Below are 16,380 nucleotides of genomic sequence, written 5' to 3'. Positions count from 1 at the left end.
TCCGATCAAAATCTGTCTGGTAGCCAGGGTCGTGTGGCGACCAGTGAGTCCATAGTGGCTAGAGTGTGGGCGTCGCCTGTTGTGATCAGGCCAGCGCGTGCGAGCCGCGACGCACTCCAGCAACCGCTAAACCATGCGGCGGCACCGCGCTCGGTGAGCATCACCTGCCGGCCGCTGCCGTGACCGAGACGGGCTTTGCCATCCTCGATCATGAGGTCTAACTCGGTCCCGGCCATCGGTCCGTCGACCATGCGCAGGGAGATGTTCGCCCGGACCCCGACGGGCCACCCGCGCGTTGTCAACGCGGATTCAATATCGATGATTCTCAGCATCCATGGATGCCAGGGATGTTCGTGCCAGTCGTACTGCGGCAACCACAGGGATAGTTCCGGGGGGCTCGGCAGGACACCAGGGGCGAACCTGATGTGCGGGGTAAAACTGGAGTGTTTGGAAAGAAAGGTGCAAAGTGCGGAAAAGGCTCCGCCGTCGCGTGCCCACAAGTCTTCCACCACCATGGATTGGCCCCACTCCGGCAACGGCTGGGTGGAGTAGGCGACATAGCCGTCGAGCCGGTCATCGTTGGCAACCCCATAGTGGTGGCGCTCCTTCGCCGCAGCCGAGGCCTTCCAACCCCACCACCAGCCTGGACGGTGAAGCGCACCATCCCAATGACCGGCGAGTTCCGCATGCAGGGCGAAAACGGAGCCGGGATCGGGATCGGCTACCACACGTGAGTGCCGCCTCGGCATGGTGCGCAGCGAGGTGACCGGAACCGTGTACGCGGAGGCGCCGCCTGCCACCTCCCAGCCCCACCGGCGGTAGATCCCCGGCGATGGCGTCCACAGCGCGACGAGCGCCACGCCACGCTCCCGAAGGTGATCGACCAGCGAATCGACCACCATTCGCGCTACACCGTCGCCGCGGGCGGACGGATTCACGCATACCAGCGACAACCCGGCCGAGGAGAGTGGACGGCCCCCAAAATACTGGGTGAATGGCAGAGCGATAGCCCCACCGATCACTCCCTCGGCATCGGCGGCCAGGCGCACCAACCCGTTGCTACGCAGCAAAGGCGCATCGGGCAGCGGTACGCCGAAAGAACGCTCGGCGATCGAGACGTACTGCTCCCACTGGTCATCGGTGGGCTCGTCGAGGACGTCAGGAAGGCGCATCGCGTCGTCCGACAAGCTGGGCCGCTCGCTCGGCGACGACGATCACCGGAGCCTGTGTATTTCCGGTCGTGACAGCGGGAATCACTGAGGCATCGGCGATCCGTAGCCCCTCAACGCCTCGGACTCTGAGTTCGGGATCCACAACGGCCTGCTCATCTGTGCCGAACCGGCACGTGCCCACTGGGTGAAACTGGGTTTCGGCGCGGGCACGGATGAAGGCCGCGATGTCCTGGCGGCTGCCCAACCCGTCGTAGCCCCTGGCCAGTGGCGGCTGGGCCGCGATCTCCAGCGCCGTTTGCACGCCGTCGATCAGCGTTTCCAGGTCGGACGGGTCGCTGAGGTACCGGGGATCGATCCGGGGTGCAGTGGTGGGGTCGGCGTCGGTTAGCGTCAACTCACCCCGGCTCATGGGGCGGGTGACCGCGGGGCCGATGGTGAACCCAGAGCCCTGACCGTGACCACTGTTGAGGCTGAGCATAGGCGCGAACGACAGCTGGATGTCGGGTGCTGGCAGGCCGGAACGGGTGTGCACGAAGCCGCCGGCCTCACCGAGGTTTGAGGCCGGGTCCACGGCGTGGCCGGTGGCTGTGGCAGTGGGGAAGGGCACTGAGACCTGGATGTGGTCGTGTAGGTTCCGCCCAACCCCGGGAAGGGCGACATGCACCCGAATGCCGTGCCTCCGGAGAGTGTCCGCCGGGCCGATGCCGGAGCGCAGCAGCAACGCCGGGCTGTCGATGGCACCACCGCACATCACGACCTCACGCTCAGCCCGGACAAATTCCTCAGCGCCGCCGTGCCGTACGTTGACACCGGTGACTCGCCCGCCCTGGATCTCCAGCCGAGTTGCACCGGAATTAGTACGCACGACCAGGTTTGGTCGGGCTAACGCGGGACGTAGATAGGCTTCCGCGGTGTGCACCCGGCGGTCCCCCCGCGAGGTGGTGCGGTAGTAGCCAGCGCCAGCCTGCTCGCCCCGGTTGAAGTCTGGGTTGAAGGGCAGTCCATACGCCTCCGCCGCTCGGACGAAGGCGAGACTCAGCGGGTGCGGATTCGTCCGCTCCGAGACAGTGAGCATGCCGGTTACCGGATGCTCGACGCGATCGAACTCCGCCAGCACATGCGTGGCATCCCATCGGCTGCCGCCGAACGCCGCCCAGGTGTCGAAGTCGCTGCGGTGGCCCCGGACGTAGACCATCGCGTTGATTGCCCCGGACCCGCCCACGACCCGGCCTCTCGGCCAGGACAGGGTCCGGCTGTTGAGGTGCGGCTGTGGCTCGGTGCGGTAGCCCCAGTCGTACTCGCTACCGATCAGCTCGGGCCAGGTGGCGGGGGCGGCCAGTCGTGGATCGTCGCCCGGGGGCCCTGCCTCGAGCAGAAGCACGGTCGCCGAGGGGTCATCGCAGAGACGCCGGGCCAGCACGCACCCGGCAACCCCAGCGCCAACGACAATGTAGTCGAAGGTTTCACTGGCCATCATGCGTCTCCAGCAGCTGGCGAAGGCTGTCGACAAACCGCAGGCCGGCGTCATGCTCGCGCTGCCAGACATTGCGTCCTATGATCACGCCGGTCCAGCCGGCCTCCAGGCCCAATCGCGCGCGCTCGAGCACGGCCTTGTCCTCGGCCTTGTCACCGCCGGACATGACGACGAGAGAACGGCCCGCGGACCTGGTGATCGCGGCAAGTGCCTCCTCGATCGCGAACGGTCGGTCGTACTCCCTGCGTACGCCAGTACGGCTTTCTGGGTCCGGATAGGTCACCTTGATGACGTCCGCGCCCAGCTCGGCTGCGACGCGAGCGGCATAGTCGACCGCGTAGAAGGAGGTCTTCCCGCCAGCGCGGGCGACCGCTGAACCGCGCGGGTAGGTCCACACCACCACCGGTACACCGAACCGCTCAGCGTCGCGACGTACCTGGCGGAACTGTGCGAAGTCGTCGGTCTGACGCGGCGAGCCGACATACAGTGTGTAGCCAACCGCGTCGGCACCGAGTCGTACGGCGTCCTCCACGGTGGCATTGAGCGGGGAAAGCGGCTCGTCGTCGGGAGGGATCTCGGTCTTGCCATTGAGCTTGAGGATGAGCGGAACCTCGCCGGCGAACTCCCAGTAGAATTTTTCAGCAACGCCAATCTGTATTGCTATACCGTTGAATCCACCCTCCACCGCGAGCTTGAGGATATAGCGGGGATCGGCCGCAGCCGGGTTGGCGAAGAAATCTCTCGGCCCGTGTTCCAGCCCTTGGTCGTAGGGCAAGAATAGGGCAGTGCCGTTGCGCGGACCATGCTGATGAAGGATCCGGTGCAGCCGAGACCTCTTTCCGCTCGCCAGCCCCAGGTCGGAGATCGCGGGACGACGCGTCATCATCTACTCCCTATCCGCCGGCCATTTGAGTGAACAGCATTACCCCATCTCCACCGGATATGTCGGGTCGTTCGGAGCGGGGTGCGACATCGTCATTCACGGCTACGAGAAAGCCTGTTTTGATCAACCCGTTCGGTGTCAGAACGTGATCAGCGAGCTGCGGATAGTCGATGCGCATCCGGTGCACCAGCTCCTCCCAGCTGTTGGCATCGACAGTCACGGTACGGTTGATCTTTGCATCAGTCTTCTGTTCCGTGTAGGGAAGCAGTGAAAACAGCGACGCAGAAAGAGTCAGCTTCAGCATGCCGCGATCAGTCCTCCGGATCTGTAGCGCGTGAATCCGCTAGTCGAAATCCTAGGTCCATCGCCCAGGTGTGGGCTGGGTCGTGCATCCGGTAACGGGTTCGACACATTTCCGGCAATGCCAAGAACCCGCCACCCCGGTTGACTTTGTGAGTGTGTCCCTCGGTTATTTCGCCATAAACGGGATTTCGTTGTGGTGTCCGTCTGTATGAGTCGGTGTGAAATGAGTCCTGGCACCATTCCCAAGCGTTCCCATGCATGTCGTAGAGGCCCAACGAATTCGGCTCGCGCGTCTGTGTCGGCCACAAAACGCTGCCTGAGTTCTCGCTGAACCAGGCGTACTCGACGAGCTGCTCCTGTGGGCAGCACCATTGCTCGGCCGAACCCAGACCGCACGCGTACTCCCACTCCGCCTCGGTTGGCAGCCGGCATCCCACCCATGCGGCGAAGACCCAGGCGTCGAACCAGCTCACGTTCACCACCGGGTGGTGCAACTCGCGCGGATCAAGATCCTTGGTGCGGGTCGGATCGAGGAGCCCGAACAGTTCGTTGGTAACCGCCGTGCTGGCCATTCGATAGGCCGCCAAGTCCACCGAATGCAGGGGTACCTCGCCGCTGAAGTGGCGGGCGTCCTCGGCGGCCGTCCCCATTGAGAATGTGGTGGCCTCGATTTTCCTCAATAGGGGCTCGATGTGCTCGGCGGCTCGATTCCCCGCGTCTATGAGGAAGGCGTTCGCGATCTCGGAAAGATCCGCATCGCTGGCCTGTTCGATCAGTGTCATCACCGCATATATTTCTTTGTTGTCGCGGCATTCCGGCAGCCCGGAAGAATTGATCATCAAGGCATTTTTGGCACGCTGGATCAGGCGATCGCGCGTCCGAACGTTCACCGCACCCGAACCCCCATCTCGCCCACGCCTGATGGCGACACCGCGAACGCCCGCACCTGTGGGAAGCGCGGATTGCGCAGCGATATAATTAGGTGCCATAATGCCTTGAAGCGGCTTATATGTAGGTCGTAATCGATGTCGGAGAAGTTCCCGGGGTGTCTGCGATGAGTGTGGAACACCGCGATCTCGGTAAGTCCTGATTGTAGTAGGTGGCGGTGTACCCGCAGTGACTCCTCAGGGGTGGCGACGAATCCGGCATCGTCATGATCTACAAAGTAGCGACCTCGAGACACAAACTCGTGCCGCCAGGCGTCATCGTTACGAACGTTGTCTTCGAACAGGAGGAAATCGGTTGCCCGCCGCATCTCGCCGTTGGGGGACGCCAGGTAGCCAAAAGATTTTGTTGGGTATCGTGCCAGCACGGTTTCGACGAGGCGCTCATAAAGGTCCACAGTGAGTTCAACGTCGTCGACTGCATAGTCCCCCATGCAAGTCCTCCTCAGACCAAATCCGGATTGGAGGCGATCCATGGCGGAACATTACCGGGCGTGCGGAGGCGCGCCCTGAGTAGTCAATTACTCAACTTCAGCCACCGGAAAGTCAACATATAGAGTGAACTGGAGGTAATGCCCTTTTGCGCCACCGGGGCGGGGCTGTACGCACGTGAATTCGGGGTTGATGATCACACCGGGCATCCCGAGTGTGGGTTGTTGTGGCACCAGGGTCGGCCGACGGGGCTCTATCGTTTCTGCGGGTAGCCGGGGTCGCGCTTCGAGGAGGTTGACTCAACGATCCGCTCGGATCGATATTTGGGCTGGTTGTGACTCGGAATGTGCCCGCATCCATTCGGCCTTCCGGGGCTTTTGGTGTGTGGTTGGACTGGCGTCGGTTTGGTCGGTGGACACTGGACGTGGCTATGAAAGGGCTTGATGTAGCTGGGTCTGCCTAGATTGGGAATGCCGATCTTGGCTGCGGGCCCGACAGTGACTTGTCTGTTCTTGCTGTCGAGCTGCCCCGTCGATGGGCTGCGCGAAGGGCCGGGTTTCGGGGATTCGGGGATGGGTCGCGGGGCTGTGCGGCGGCGGGCGCGTGTGGTGTCTGCGCCGGTGGCTCCCCGACACCCTGCGCCAGTAGCCGCCCGACCCGACCGCCTTCTCAGCCGGGCAGGACCGCGGCGGCCTCGGTGAGGGCGGCGAGAGCCTCCCGGAGGCGCCAGGCGTCGCGGTCGCGCGGTCCGACCGGGTTGGAGATGGTGCGGAGCTCGACGAAGGGTAGGCCGGCGTGCGCGGCGGCAACGGCCACCCCGTACCCCTCCATGGCCTCGGCCACCGTGTCGGGGTGCCGACGCAGAAGCGCCTCGGTCCCGGCGACCGTTCCGGTGACCGTGCTGACGGTCAGTACCGGACCGACCGCGGCGGCCGGAAGCGCGGCCCGGAGGGTGGCGACCAGGTTCGGGTCCGCGGTGATGGCGGGGCCGGCACCCAGCAACTCGGCTGGCATCCCGAGCTGGTCCACGGGGATGAAGCCCGTCGGGGAGTCGGCACCCAGGTCGGCCGCGATCGCACTGGTACCGACGACCGTTCCGCCGACCTCGACCCGGTTCGGGAAGCCGCCCGCCACGCCCGCGCTGACGACCAGGCGGTACGGGCGGCCAGCGGCCTCCGCCAGGGCCAGTAGCCGGGCGGTGCCGGCCCCGGCCGCCGCCGGGCCTACCCCGACCGGCGCTACGGTGACCGTCGGCCCCCGCCCCGCACGGACCGCCTCGGCCTCGGCGGGAACCGCGGTGACGACCAGAACCCCGGTCACGGGATCGGCCCCCGGCGGCTCTCCTCATCGCTGCTGCCTGGCCCGCCCACCGCCGACGACGGACGGTAGAGGTGGAAACCCGGTGGTGCCGGGTCATCGTCGTCCCCGGTGCCGGGTCTCGGGGCGGGCGAGGTGGGGATTGGGTCGTCGGCGGCGGAATCGCCCAGGGGCGACTCGTCCTGGGCGACGTCGTCATCCGCCAACGGCCGGCCAGCCAGCCGCTCTGCCCGCAGCCGGCCCGCGACCAGGATGCCGCGGGCCGTGGCGAGCGTCGCGACCCCGGCGGAGACGGCGATGCCGAGCCGGCCGTCGAAGGGGACGAGCCCCAACCCGCCGCCGGCGACGAAGGCGAGCATGAGCGCTGTCTCCGAGTGGGCGAACGAGCTGGCCCGCAGCCGTTCGGGGATGCGCTCCTGGATCGAGGCGTCCACCGCGAGCTTGGCGATGCCGCTGGTCAGTGCGGTGACCAGGCAGAGTAGGGCGACCATCAGCAGCGAGAACTTGAGCGTGGCGAGGACAGCCACCCCAGCGATGATCACCATGCCGCTGGACTGCAGCGCCGCCGGGCGATGGATCCGCAGCCGGGTGCCGACCGCGGTGGCCAGGAAGCTGCCGATCGCCAGCGCCCCGCCGACCAACCCGAGGGCGGCCTCGTCGCCCAGGTCCCGGCCGAAGACGACGGTGGTCAGGTCGCCGGCCTTGATCGCGAAGGCCAGGAAGAGCAGCAGGAAGCCGTAGACCGCGCGCAGCGTGGCGGCGCCGATCAGGGTGGCGATGACCAGCCGGCCGTGCGGACCACCCCGGCCCAGGGGGCGATCGCTGGAACTTCGCCGGAGCGCCCGCAGCGGGCGCGGTACCCGTTCGGGCGGCTCCGAGTCCGCCTTCGGTGGCAGTCGCAGGGCGACGACCATGCCGACCAGGAAGATCACCGAGGCGACTCGGAGTGGCCACTGCGGACCGAACCAGAAGGCGGCCAGGCCGATCGGCGCGAGCAGAGCGCCGGCTATCGTGCCGTACACGCTGGCTCTGGCCCCGATCTGGGAGAGCCCGAGCCCTTCCGGGAGGAGCCGGGGTACGGCAGCCGACCGGGCCACGCCGTACGCGCGGGAGAGCGCCAACACTCCGAAGGCCGCCGGGTACAGGCCGAAGCCGTGGATGTAGTCAGAGATCAGCCACGCCAGGAACGCCCGTCCGAGCATGCTGGTGGCCAGGGCGTACCGCCGGCCGTGCCGGAAGTGATCAAGTAGCGGGCCGACCACCGGGGCGAGTAGGGCGAACGGGACCATGGTCACCAGTAGGTAGAGCGCGACCTTGCTGCGGGCCTCTCCGAGCGGCACGTTGAAGAAGATCGTCCCAGCCAGGCCGATCGCGATCAGGGTGTCCCCGGCGCAGGAGAGCGCATGTAGGTCGAAGAGGCGAATCATGCCGGTTTCCCGGCCGGCGCCCCGGGCGCGGGCCCGCCCCACCGACTGGGTCATCCAGCGGCCGCTGTTGACCGAACCGCGCAGCAGCAGGCGGACGGCCTTGAGGCCGGTGCCGACAGTCCACCCGAGGAAGGAGCGCTCGGGGCGGAGGGAGGACGGCATGTGCACCAGTCTCACTCATCGGCCCGGCCCGCGCGCCACCACTGCCGTGTTTGGTTCGGGGAGTCCCTGTCAGGTGGTCCCACGCATGGGGAACAATGGTCGGGTGACCAGGTCCGCCTCCGCTCGTGCCCCCCGTCTCGACCAGGTCTGTGCCGCCGCCGTCGAGGTGGCTCGCGACGCCATCACCGAGGTTGACCCGGCGGAGGTCGGCGATCATCTCCAGACCCTTGCCGAAGGTGATCGTCTCGTCACGCACTACTTCGAGTGTCGGCTCGCGGGCTATCGTGGCTGGCGCTGGGCTGTCACCGTCACCCGGGTGCCCCGCAGTCGCACGGTCACCGTGTGTGAGGCCGTGCTGCTGCCCGGCCCGGATGCGTTGCTCGCCCCGGGCTGGCTGCCCTGGCAGGAGCGGCTGCAGCCCGGTGATCTCGGCCCGGGTGACCTGCTGCCCAGCCCGCCCGACGACGACCGGCTCCAGCCCGGTTACCTGCTCTCCGACGACCCGGCGGTCGAGGAGGCCGCCTGGGAGTTGGGTCTCGGCCGGGCACGGGTGATGTCCCGGGAGGGGCGCGGCGAAGCCGCCCAACGGTGGTACGACGGCGACCACGGGCCAACCGCACCGATCGCCACCGCGGCTCCGGTGGCAGCCCGCTGCGGGACCTGCGGCTTCTATCTGCCGCTCGCCGGCGCGCTGTGCCAGTCCTTCGGTGCCTGTGGCAACCTCTTTGCTCCGGATGACGGGCGCGTGGTCAGCGCCGACCATGGCTGCGGTGCGCACTCGGAGATTCTGGCTGAGCCCCCCGAGAGTCCCGCCGAGGAGCTATCAACCGTCTACGACGACAGCGCGGTGGAGACCGTGTCGGTGCGCGAGGCCGACACGTCGGCCGAGGTGGCGGAGGTCGCCGAGGTGGCGGAGTCGAATGGCCAGCCGTGAGGTGAGCGCCGGCGTGGATCAGTGACCGGCGCGGCGGCGACGTCGGTGCGAGTCGTGCCGCATCATCACGGCGAGACCGGGCAGACCCCACAGGACTCCAGCCAGGCAGGTCCAGAGCCAGCCCTCGCGACCGGCTTCCACCAGCTGGTCGCGGAAGAACAACAGCACGACTCCGGCGATCGCCCAGGCGGCCATCCCGGCGAGGGCGAACGGCACCATCGGCGGGTCGAGCGGCTCGGTCCGCCGTTGCGGCTGCTTCAGCACGGAGCAAGCGTACGGGATCAGTTTTCCTATCGGGCCGATGATCAGCGACGATGCGGCCGACTAGACGAGAGAGCACCTGCGAGGACCCGATGGCAGTAGCCCCGCCCGACGGCGCCATGCCGCCCGCGACACCGCGGAACCGTTTCGACCGCTACTTCGAGATCTCCGCCCGCGGTTCGACGCTGGGCCGTGAGGTGCGCGGTGGGCTGGCGACCTTCTTCACGATGGCCTACATCGTGGTGCTCAACCCGCTGATCCTCGGCTCCGCCGTTGATGGCGCCGGGGAACGGCTGCCGATCCCGGCGCTCGCCGCGGCGACCGCGCTGATCGCCGGTCTGGCGACGATCCTGATGGGCGTGGTGGGCCGGTTCCCGCTGGCGGTCGCCGCCGGTCTCGGCGTCAACGCGCTGGTCGCGTACGAGATCGCCCCGGAGATGACCTGGGCGGACGCGATGGGTCTGGTGGTGATCGAAGGTTTGATCATCGCGGTGCTGGTGTTGACCGGGCTGCGTACCGCGGTGTTCCGCTCGGTGCCCACCCAGATGAAGGCGGCGATCGGGGTCGGCATCGGGCTGTTCCTGACCATCATCGGTCTGGTTGACGCGGGCTTCGTCCGGCGGCTCCCGGACGCGGCCAACACCACCGTCCCGGTCGGCCTGGGCATCGGCGGCAAGCTGGTCAGCTGGCCGATGTTGGTCTTCGTGGTGGGTCTGCTGCTGACTCTGGTGCTGGTGGTACGCCGGGTAAAGGGCGCGATCCTGATCGGCATCCTCGCCTCGACCGGGCTGGCGCTCGTCATCGAGGCGCTGGGCAACATCGGCCCGTCGGTGGTCAACGGGGTGTCGAACCCCAAGGGCTGGTCGCTGACCGTGCCCGAGTTGCCGAGTCGAATCCTGGACGTGCCGGATCTGTCGCTGCTCGGCCGGTTCAACGTGCTCGACTCGTGGAGCCGGGCCGGCTGGCTGGTCGTGCTGATGTTCATCTTCACGCTGATCATCACCGACTTCTTCGACACGATGGGCACGATGGTGGCGGTCGGCCAGGAGGGTGGGATGCTCGACGAGCAGGGCACCCCGCCCCGGGCGAAGGAGATCCTGCTGGTCGACTCGATCGCCGCGGCCGGCGGCGGCGCCGCGAGCGTGTCCAGTAACACGGCGTACATCGAGAGTGCGGCCGGTGTCGCGGAGGGTGCCCGGACGGGTGCGGCCAACCTGGTCACCGGGGTGCTCTTCCTGCTGGCGATGTTCCTCACGCCGCTGGTGTTGGTGGTGCCCTTCGAGGCCGCGTCAACCGCGCTCGTGGTGGTCGGGTTCCTGATGATGACCGCGGTGCGGACCATCGACTGGACCGACTTCGAGATCGCGATCCCGGCGTTCCTCACGATCGTGTTGATGCCGTTCACCTACTCGATCTCCAACGGCATCGGTGCCGGCGTGATCGTGTACGTGTTGATGAAGGTCGCTCGGGGTAAGGCGCGGGAGGTCCACCCGCTGCTGTACGGCGTGGCGGCGCTCTTCGTGCTGTACTTCCTGCGCGGACCGATCGAGTCTGTACTGCTGTGACGCGGAACGCGGGGCCGGGCGGCGAACCGGCCCCGCGCCCCGCGTGCGTACTCCGCGTGAGCCTGGTCATATCGCATGTCGTTAGCTAGGCTCATTAGTTAGGCTAACTACAGTGACGGAGCAGACGGTGACGGCGAAGAGCGTGCCACCGGTGCAGCTGGCGGTCCAGCTGCGGGATGCGATTACCCGGCTCAACCGGCGGGTCCGCCAGGCCAGACCGGTTGGTGACCTGACGGTCACCCAGCTCTCCGCGCTCACCAGCCTCCGGCTGGCGGGCGCGCTGACGCCCCGGGAGCTTGCTGACGTCGAACGGGTTCAGCCGCCGACGATGACCAAGATCGTCGCGAAACTGGAGGAGCGCGGCCTCGTGCAGCGCACCCCCCACCCGACCGACGGCCGGCAGGTGATCCTCGCCGCGACGGAGGGGGGCGGAGCAGTGCTGGACCAGTTTGAGCGCGTTCGGGACCAATGGTTGGCCCACCGGCTGGCCGAACTGAGTGCGGAGGAACGGGAGACGCTGCGCCAGGCAGCAGAGATTCTGCAACAGCTCACCCGTACCTGAAGCTCCCGCCCCGCCTGTGCCGTCACGACGATGACGCGTACGCGAGGGAGGCGCACCAAGAGTGCAGAAGAAGCTGAGCACGATATTCCAGTCCCTACAGGTCCGCAATTACCGGCTATTCGCCTCCGGACAGCTGATCAAGCTGATCGGCGTCTGGATGATGTTCATCGCCCAGGACTGGCTCGTCCTCGAGCTCAGCGACAATTCCGCCACCGCGCTCGGTATCGTCACCGCCCTCCAGTTCGCTCCCGTTCTGCTGCTCACGCTGATCTCCGGGCGCCTCGCCGACCGGTACGACAAGCGCGTCCTGCTCTTCGCCGCCAACCTGTTCTGGACGCTCCTCTCCCTGGCCATGAGCCTGTTGGTGATCACCGGCCGGGTGCAGCTCTGGCACGTCTTCGCCTTCGCCGCCCTGCTCGGCGTCGCCAACGCGGTGGAAACCCCGGTCCGGCAGGCCTTCGTCTCCGAACTGGTCGGCACCCCGCTGCTGCCGAACGCCCTCTCCCTCAACGCGGCCACCTTCAACTCCGCGCGGATCGTCGGCCCCGCCCTCGCCGGCCTGGCCATCGCCGTCGTTGACGTGGGGCCGGTATTCCTGGTCACCGCCCTCAGCTCGATCGCGCCGTTGGTGAACGTGATCCGGATGCGCCCGGCCGAGCTGCACCGCGAGGCGCTACCGCCGCGCGAGGAGCGGGCCTCGGCCCGGGTCGTGGACGGGCTGCGCTACGTCTGGGGTCGGCCGGACCTGCTGCTGCCGATGGTCCTGATCTCGGTCATCGCCACCTCACTCTTCAATTTCCAGCTCACCCTCGCCGCATTGGCCAAGACCGTCTTCGACACCGGAGCCGCCTCGTTCGGTCTGTTCAGCAGCGCCCTCGCGGTGGGCGCCCTGGCCGGGGCCCTGGCCGGCACCGGGCGCCGCAGTCGCCCCTCGGTGTGGCTGGTGCTCTCCGCGGCCGTCGTCTGCGCCACCTTCGGCACCCTGGTCGGGCTGGCTCCCACGTACTGGCTGGTGGTGGTGCTGCTCCTGCCGACCGGCTTCTCCACGGTCTTCTTCGCCCAGGCCTGCAACCAGCGCATCCAACTGGGCACCGACGCCGCCTTCCGGGGCCGGGTCATGGCGCTGTGGGTACTGGTCTTCCTGGGCACCAACCCGGTGGGTGCCCCGGTCATCGGGTGGCTCGCCGAGACGTACGGCGCCGGGGCCAGCATCTGGATGGGCGGGTTGGTCTCCCTCACCGCCGCACTGCTCGCCCTGGCCTGGCAGCTGCGCCGCTCGGGAGCCCGGCTGCGGTTCCGGGTACTGCCGATGCCCCGCTTCTACCTCACCGAGCGGGTGTGAGGTCCGCGCGGCGGAACTTGACAAACGGCTCATTGTGGCAAATCGGTGGCAGGGCGATCACCGCCGGCTTAGCGTCGGGGCGTGGAGCTGGGACGTGCGTTGCTGGTGCCCCTGATGGTGGCTGCCGTGGTGTGCCTGCCCGTGGTGATCACCCTGCTCATCTGCGCCGACGAACTCGTTGACCGACTCGCCGGTCGATGGGCGCGGTGGCGGAGCCGACAACGGGAACGGCGGATAATCGCTCGCCTGGACCGGGCGGTCGAGGCCGACGCGCTCACCCGGAACATTGATCTGAGCCGGATGGACCGGCCGGATCGGCAGCCGCTGGAACAGCTCGCCACGGAGCTACGCCGGCTCCGGGGCCATCAGGTCGGCGGCTCCGGGCGGGCCAGGGTCTGGCACGAGGCGACGCTCGCCAGCTACGACAACCGGCTTCGGCTGGCCTGCGCGGCCCTCGGAATCGGGCAGCACCTGGACGAGCTGACCGGGGTGGACCGGGAGCTTGAGCGGGTACGAGTCGAAGGGCTGCTGCACCGCGCGGGTCTGATCTTGCCTGGTGCCCGGCCCGAGCACCGACAGCGCCACCGTTGAGTGGTAACCGGGGAAGCCACCGGCGGCCGGGTTGAGACTCTTCGTCGCCGTATACCCGCCGCCGGCGGCGGTGGAGCACCTCCGTGCGCGGATCACCGAGCTGCAGATCGGTCGGGCCGCCGCCGGCGTCCGCCTCGTCGACCCGACCCAGGCGCACGTCACGCTCGCCTTCCTCGCAACGGTGGCAGCGGACCGGTTGGGGGCCGTGGAGCACTCGCTCGACGAGGCGGCGCGGCGCTCCCGCGACTCGTGGCCAGCCCCGCCGCGGCTACGCCTGGCCGGCGGCGGAACGTTCGGGCAGGGCCGCTCCATCGTCATGTGGGTGGACCTGCGGGGTGAGGTGGCGGAGCTGCACCGGCTGGGCCGACTCGTCCGGTCCCGGTTGCGAGCCAACGACCTGCGCCACGACGAGAAGCCGTTGCGCCCGCACCTGACCGTGGCCCGGCCCGGCGACCGACTGACATCGGCCGAGGTCGCGGCCGATGTCGCGGCGCTACAGGGCTACGTGGGGCCCCGGTGGCCGGCGCGGGAACTGGTGCTGACGCGAAGCCAACCGGGGTCGTCCCCCAGCTATCACCGCCTGGCCGGCTGGCAGCTGTGAGTCAGGAGGACTCGCGGGCGGCCGGGGCGCTGCCGAAGAGCACATCGTCCCAGCTCGGTAGCCGCTTGCGCGGTTTGCTGCTGCTCTCGCCCGACTCGGTGCCGCCCGCCGTGGCGGGACCCGTGCGGCGCGGCCGGAGCACGGCCAGCGACGGAACAGCCGGTACCTCCTTCGGCGCGTCCGAGTCGTCGTCGAAGGCCGAACCCGGGCCGCCGCCGAGCAACGCCGCCGCGCCGCCAGCGACTGTCCGTGGCCGCGGCGCCTCCGGACTGGCCGGGCTGGCCGGGCTCCGGGGCTCGAGGCCACGGCCGGACGTGCCACCGAGCGGGCGGTCCAGGGTGGCGAGCAGCGCGTCCCGACCGGCGCGGATCGGATCGCGGCTTGGCCGCTTGGGCTCGGCCGGGCCCGGCAGGCCGTGCCCACCGCGGCCGGGCTCGGTCCGCGCCGGGCCGGGTAGCCCGTGGCCGCCACGCTCGGCGGTCGGTTCCTGCCCGAGGATCGGCATGGGACGCTCGGCGCAGAGGTACTGCGCCATGTCGTCGTGTGGCGTGACCGACTGTCGGGACTTCTCCAGCTCCCACACGGCCTGCGCGGTGGCCTTGCCGGAGGGCCAGGTGGCGACGATCCGCCAGGTCCCGTCGTCGCGACGCCACGCGTCCCACGAGATCTTCTCAGTGTCGATGCCGTGCTGGGACAGTCGACCGTTGACCACCTCGGCGAGCGGGGTCGGCTTCTCGGCTCCTCGCAGCCGGGTGCGTCGGGCGTGCTGGGCGAGCATGGCCCGCTCCTGGAGGACCGGGCCGGCGTAGCGCAGTACCCGGTCAACGGGGACGCCCGCGATCCGGGCGACATCCTCGGCGGACTCACCGGCCCGGATCCGTGCCTGGATGTCCCGTGGGGCCAGAGTGGGGGCCGGGTCGGCGCCCGGCGTTGCGGCCACCGCCAGGGGCGCGGCCCCGGGCTCGGTGTGCAGGGCGGTGGAGACGCGCTCGTCAAGGGGGAGCGCGAGAAGTCGCCCGACCTCGTCGGTGAGGACCAGTGCCTGGCCATCCTCGGAGAGGGCGACGAAGCGTACAGGGCGCATTGTCTGCCTCCGTCCCGCCTTGCTGGCCCCGCGCCACAGGCGAGCCACCCGGGCGTTCGTTACCACCGTACGCGCATCTGCCCGCAGGTGGGGGAACCGACACCCCGTGTTCCCGACTGGGCTGCGATGCTGATCACGGTGGGTGGCTGCCGGAAAGCGGCAGGTCACCCACCGTGACGGTAGCTCAGAGTCGTTCGACCACGTGGTCGATGGCGGCGGTCAAAGCCTCCACATCGGCTGGTTCGATTGCTGGGAAGAGGGCGATCCGTAGCTGGTTGCGACCGAGCTTGCGGTACGGCTCGGTGTCCACGATCCCGTTCGCGCGCAACGCCTTGGCGACGGCGGTGGCGTCCACCTCGGCCACGAAGTCGACGGTGGCGACCACGTTGGAGCGCAGCGCCGGGTCGGTGACGAACGGCGTCGTCGCCGGAGAACGCTCCGCCCAGCCGTAGATGATGCCGGCGCTCTCCGCGGTGCGCTTGGCCGCCCAGGACAGGCCCCCCTGCGCGTTCATCCAGTCGGTCTGCTCCGCGGCGAGGAAGATGGTGGCCAGGGCCGGGGTGTTGTACGTCTGCTCCAGCCGCGAATTGTCGATCGCCGTGCCCAGGTCGAGGAAGGCCGGGATGTAACGGCCGGCGGCCTTGATCTCGGCCGCGCGTGCCAACGCCGCCGGGGACATCAGGGCCAGCCACAGGCCGCCGTCGGAGCCGAAGCACTTCTGCGGGGCGAAGTAGTAGACGTCGGTCTCGCCGACGTTGACCTCCAAACCGCCGGCGCCGGAGGTGCCGTCCACCAACAGCAGCGCGCCGTCGTCCGCGCCGGGCACCCGGCGGATCGGGACCGCGACCCCGGTGGAGGTCTCGTTGTGCGGGGTGGCGTAGACGTCCACGCCGGCCTCCGCCACCAGGCTCGGTGCGCTACCGGCCGGCGACTGGTGAATGGTTGGCGTGCCGAGGAACGGTGCGTCCTGCACCGACTTGGCGAACTTGGCGCCGAACTCGCCGAAGCTGGCGAACTGGGCCCGGTCCCGGATCAGGCCGAACGCGGCGACCTCCCAGAAGGCGGTGGTGCCGCCGTTACCGAGGACGACCTCGTACCCCTCGGGCAGGGTGAAGAACTCAGCGATCCCGCGGCGAAGCCGGGCGACCTGGTCGCGGACCGCGCTCTTGCGGTGCGAGGTGCCGAGGTAGTCGCTCGCCGCCTCCGCGAGGGCGGAGACCGCCGCCGGACGAACCTTGGACGGGCCGCAGCCGAACCGGCCGTCGGCGGGTTTGAGGTCGTCGGGAATTCGGATAGTCGATGCGTCAGCCACGGTCTTGGGTTCCT

The 16,380-nt window shown here is 68.6% G+C and carries 17 protein-coding genes; 6 read left to right on the top strand and 11 right to left on the bottom strand.

Annotated features, from left to right (window positions below; genetic code table 11):
- Nucleotides 1-5: 5 nt before the first annotated feature.
- The 8 genes from SALPAC3_RS0111950 to SALPAC3_RS0111920 all read right to left on the bottom strand — a co-directional run bounded on the left by SALPAC3_RS0111950 (nucleotide 6) and on the right by SALPAC3_RS0111920 (nucleotide 8,114).
- Complete coding sequence (locus tag SALPAC3_RS0111950) at nucleotides 6-1,187, bottom strand: GNAT family N-acetyltransferase (protein ID WP_232430497.1); 1,182 nt, start codon at nucleotides 1,185-1,187, stop codon at nucleotides 6-8.
- Entirely contained in the window at nucleotides 1,159-2,646 is a 1,488-nt protein-coding gene (locus SALPAC3_RS0111945) for a GMC family oxidoreductase (protein WP_018221467.1), read from the bottom strand. Before SALPAC3_RS0111945 ends, SALPAC3_RS0111950 begins: the two co-directional genes overlap by 29 nt.
- Nucleotides 2,636-3,529, bottom strand: coding sequence for a class I fructose-bisphosphate aldolase (locus tag SALPAC3_RS0111940; RefSeq protein ID WP_033660492.1), 894 nt, complete (start codon nucleotides 3,527-3,529; stop codon nucleotides 2,636-2,638). The genes SALPAC3_RS0111945 and SALPAC3_RS0111940 overlap by 11 nt, the downstream gene beginning before the upstream one ends.
- 10 nt (nucleotides 3,530-3,539) lie before the next feature.
- A complete protein-coding gene (locus SALPAC3_RS0111935; protein ID WP_018221465.1) occupies nucleotides 3,540-3,833 on the bottom strand; it encodes a MoaD/ThiS family protein in 294 nt (97 codons plus the stop codon).
- 7 nt (nucleotides 3,834-3,840) lie between these two features.
- The gene (locus tag SALPAC3_RS0111930; protein WP_232430496.1) at nucleotides 3,841-4,722 is read right to left on the bottom strand and encodes a formylglycine-generating enzyme family protein; all 882 of its coding nucleotides are present in this window, start codon (nucleotides 4,720-4,722) and stop codon (nucleotides 3,841-3,843) included.
- Nucleotides 4,719-5,210: a M67 family metallopeptidase gene (locus SALPAC3_RS27970; RefSeq protein ID WP_157632325.1), complete on the bottom strand. Its 492-nt coding sequence runs from the start codon at nucleotides 5,208-5,210 to the stop codon at nucleotides 4,719-4,721. Before SALPAC3_RS27970 ends, SALPAC3_RS0111930 begins: the two co-directional genes overlap by 4 nt.
- A gap of 667 nt (nucleotides 5,211-5,877) precedes the next feature.
- Nucleotides 5,878-6,528, bottom strand: a complete 651-nt coding sequence (locus SALPAC3_RS0111925; protein ID WP_018221463.1) for a futalosine hydrolase — start codon at nucleotides 6,526-6,528, stop codon at nucleotides 5,878-5,880.
- Nucleotides 6,525-8,114: an MFS transporter gene (locus tag SALPAC3_RS0111920; RefSeq protein ID WP_018221462.1), complete on the bottom strand. Its 1,590-nt coding sequence runs from the start codon at nucleotides 8,112-8,114 to the stop codon at nucleotides 6,525-6,527. The genes SALPAC3_RS0111925 and SALPAC3_RS0111920 overlap by 4 nt, the downstream gene beginning before the upstream one ends.
- Before the next feature lie 85 nt (nucleotides 8,115-8,199).
- Between SALPAC3_RS0111920 and SALPAC3_RS0111915 the strand changes: the two genes are divergently transcribed.
- Nucleotides 8,200-9,048: a DUF3027 domain-containing protein gene (locus tag SALPAC3_RS0111915; RefSeq protein WP_018221461.1), complete on the top strand. Its 849-nt coding sequence runs from the start codon at nucleotides 8,200-8,202 to the stop codon at nucleotides 9,046-9,048.
- A gap of 18 nt (nucleotides 9,049-9,066) precedes the next feature.
- Here SALPAC3_RS0111915 and SALPAC3_RS0111910 read toward each other — a convergent pair whose 3' ends face one another.
- Nucleotides 9,067-9,312, bottom strand: a complete 246-nt coding sequence (locus SALPAC3_RS0111910; protein ID WP_018221460.1) for a DUF2530 domain-containing protein — start codon at nucleotides 9,310-9,312, stop codon at nucleotides 9,067-9,069.
- A 50-nt stretch (nucleotides 9,313-9,362) separates the two neighbouring features.
- Here SALPAC3_RS0111910 and SALPAC3_RS0111905 point away from each other — a divergent pair, with 50 nt between their 5' ends.
- The 5 genes from SALPAC3_RS0111905 to thpR all read left to right on the top strand — a co-directional run bounded on the left by SALPAC3_RS0111905 (nucleotide 9,363) and on the right by thpR (nucleotide 13,970).
- Nucleotides 9,363-10,874 (top strand): NCS2 family permease, encoded by a 1,512-nt coding sequence (locus SALPAC3_RS0111905; protein ID WP_033660482.1) that lies wholly within the window; start codon nucleotides 9,363-9,365, stop codon nucleotides 10,872-10,874.
- Nucleotides 10,875-10,986: 112 nt separating this feature from the next.
- A complete protein-coding gene (locus tag SALPAC3_RS0111900; protein ID WP_018736822.1) occupies nucleotides 10,987-11,436 on the top strand; it encodes a MarR family winged helix-turn-helix transcriptional regulator in 450 nt (149 codons plus the stop codon).
- 61 nt (nucleotides 11,437-11,497) lie between these two features.
- A complete protein-coding gene (locus tag SALPAC3_RS0111895) occupies nucleotides 11,498-12,778 on the top strand; it encodes an MFS transporter (protein ID WP_018221458.1) in 1,281 nt (426 codons plus the stop codon).
- An 81-nt stretch (nucleotides 12,779-12,859) separates the two neighbouring features.
- Nucleotides 12,860-13,369 (top strand): hypothetical protein, encoded by a 510-nt coding sequence (locus SALPAC3_RS0111890; protein WP_018221457.1) that lies wholly within the window; start codon nucleotides 12,860-12,862, stop codon nucleotides 13,367-13,369.
- Nucleotides 13,370-13,400: 31 nt separating this feature from the next.
- Nucleotides 13,401-13,970, top strand: a complete 570-nt coding sequence (thpR, locus tag SALPAC3_RS0111885) for an RNA 2',3'-cyclic phosphodiesterase (protein WP_018221456.1) — start codon at nucleotides 13,401-13,403, stop codon at nucleotides 13,968-13,970.
- Between the two features lies 1 nt (nucleotide 13,971).
- Here the strand turns inward: thpR and sepH are convergent, their stop codons facing one another.
- The gene (gene sepH, locus SALPAC3_RS0111880; protein WP_018221455.1) at nucleotides 13,972-15,054 is read right to left on the bottom strand and encodes a septation protein SepH; all 1,083 of its coding nucleotides are present in this window, start codon (nucleotides 15,052-15,054) and stop codon (nucleotides 13,972-13,974) included.
- Between the two features lie 184 nt (nucleotides 15,055-15,238).
- The gene (serC, locus tag SALPAC3_RS0111875; protein ID WP_018221454.1) at nucleotides 15,239-16,366 is read right to left on the bottom strand and encodes a phosphoserine transaminase; all 1,128 of its coding nucleotides are present in this window, start codon (nucleotides 16,364-16,366) and stop codon (nucleotides 15,239-15,241) included.
- Nucleotides 16,367-16,380: the final 14 nt, after the last annotated feature.

The organism is Salinispora pacifica DSM 45544 (genome assembly GCF_000378845.1).
Classification (GTDB): Bacteria; Actinomycetota; Actinomycetes; order Mycobacteriales; family Micromonosporaceae; genus Micromonospora; species Micromonospora pacifica.
This window is presented reverse-complemented; position numbering and strand designations above follow the sequence as displayed.

What these genes read in the sequence shown, in the direction of transcription:
- SALPAC3_RS0111905 (WP_033660482.1), top strand. Translation starts at nt 9,363, where the DNA reads ATGCGGCCGACTAGACGAGAGAGCACCTGCGAGGACCCGATGGCAGTA.
- sepH (WP_018221455.1), bottom strand. Translation starts at nt 15,054, where the DNA reads ATGCGCCCTGTACGCTTCGTCGCCCTCTCCGAGGATGGCCAGGCACTG.
- SALPAC3_RS0111935 (WP_018221465.1), bottom strand. Translation starts at nt 3,833, where the DNA reads ATGCTGAAGCTGACTCTTTCTGCGTCGCTGTTTTCACTGCTTCCCTAC.
- SALPAC3_RS0111920 (WP_018221462.1), bottom strand. Translation starts at nt 8,114, where the DNA reads ATGCCGTCCTCCCTCCGCCCCGAGCGCTCCTTCCTCGGGTGGACTGTC.
- SALPAC3_RS27970 (WP_157632325.1), bottom strand. Translation starts at nt 5,210, where the DNA reads ATGGGGGACTATGCAGTCGACGACGTTGAACTCACTGTGGACCTTTAT.
- SALPAC3_RS0111945 (WP_018221467.1), bottom strand. Translation starts at nt 2,646, where the DNA reads ATGGCCAGTGAAACCTTCGACTACATTGTCGTTGGCGCTGGGGTTGCC.
- SALPAC3_RS0111915 (WP_018221461.1), top strand. Translation starts at nt 8,200, where the DNA reads ATGGGGAACAATGGTCGGGTGACCAGGTCCGCCTCCGCTCGTGCCCCC.
- SALPAC3_RS0111940 (WP_033660492.1), bottom strand. Translation starts at nt 3,529, where the DNA reads ATGACGCGTCGTCCCGCGATCTCCGACCTGGGGCTGGCGAGCGGAAAG.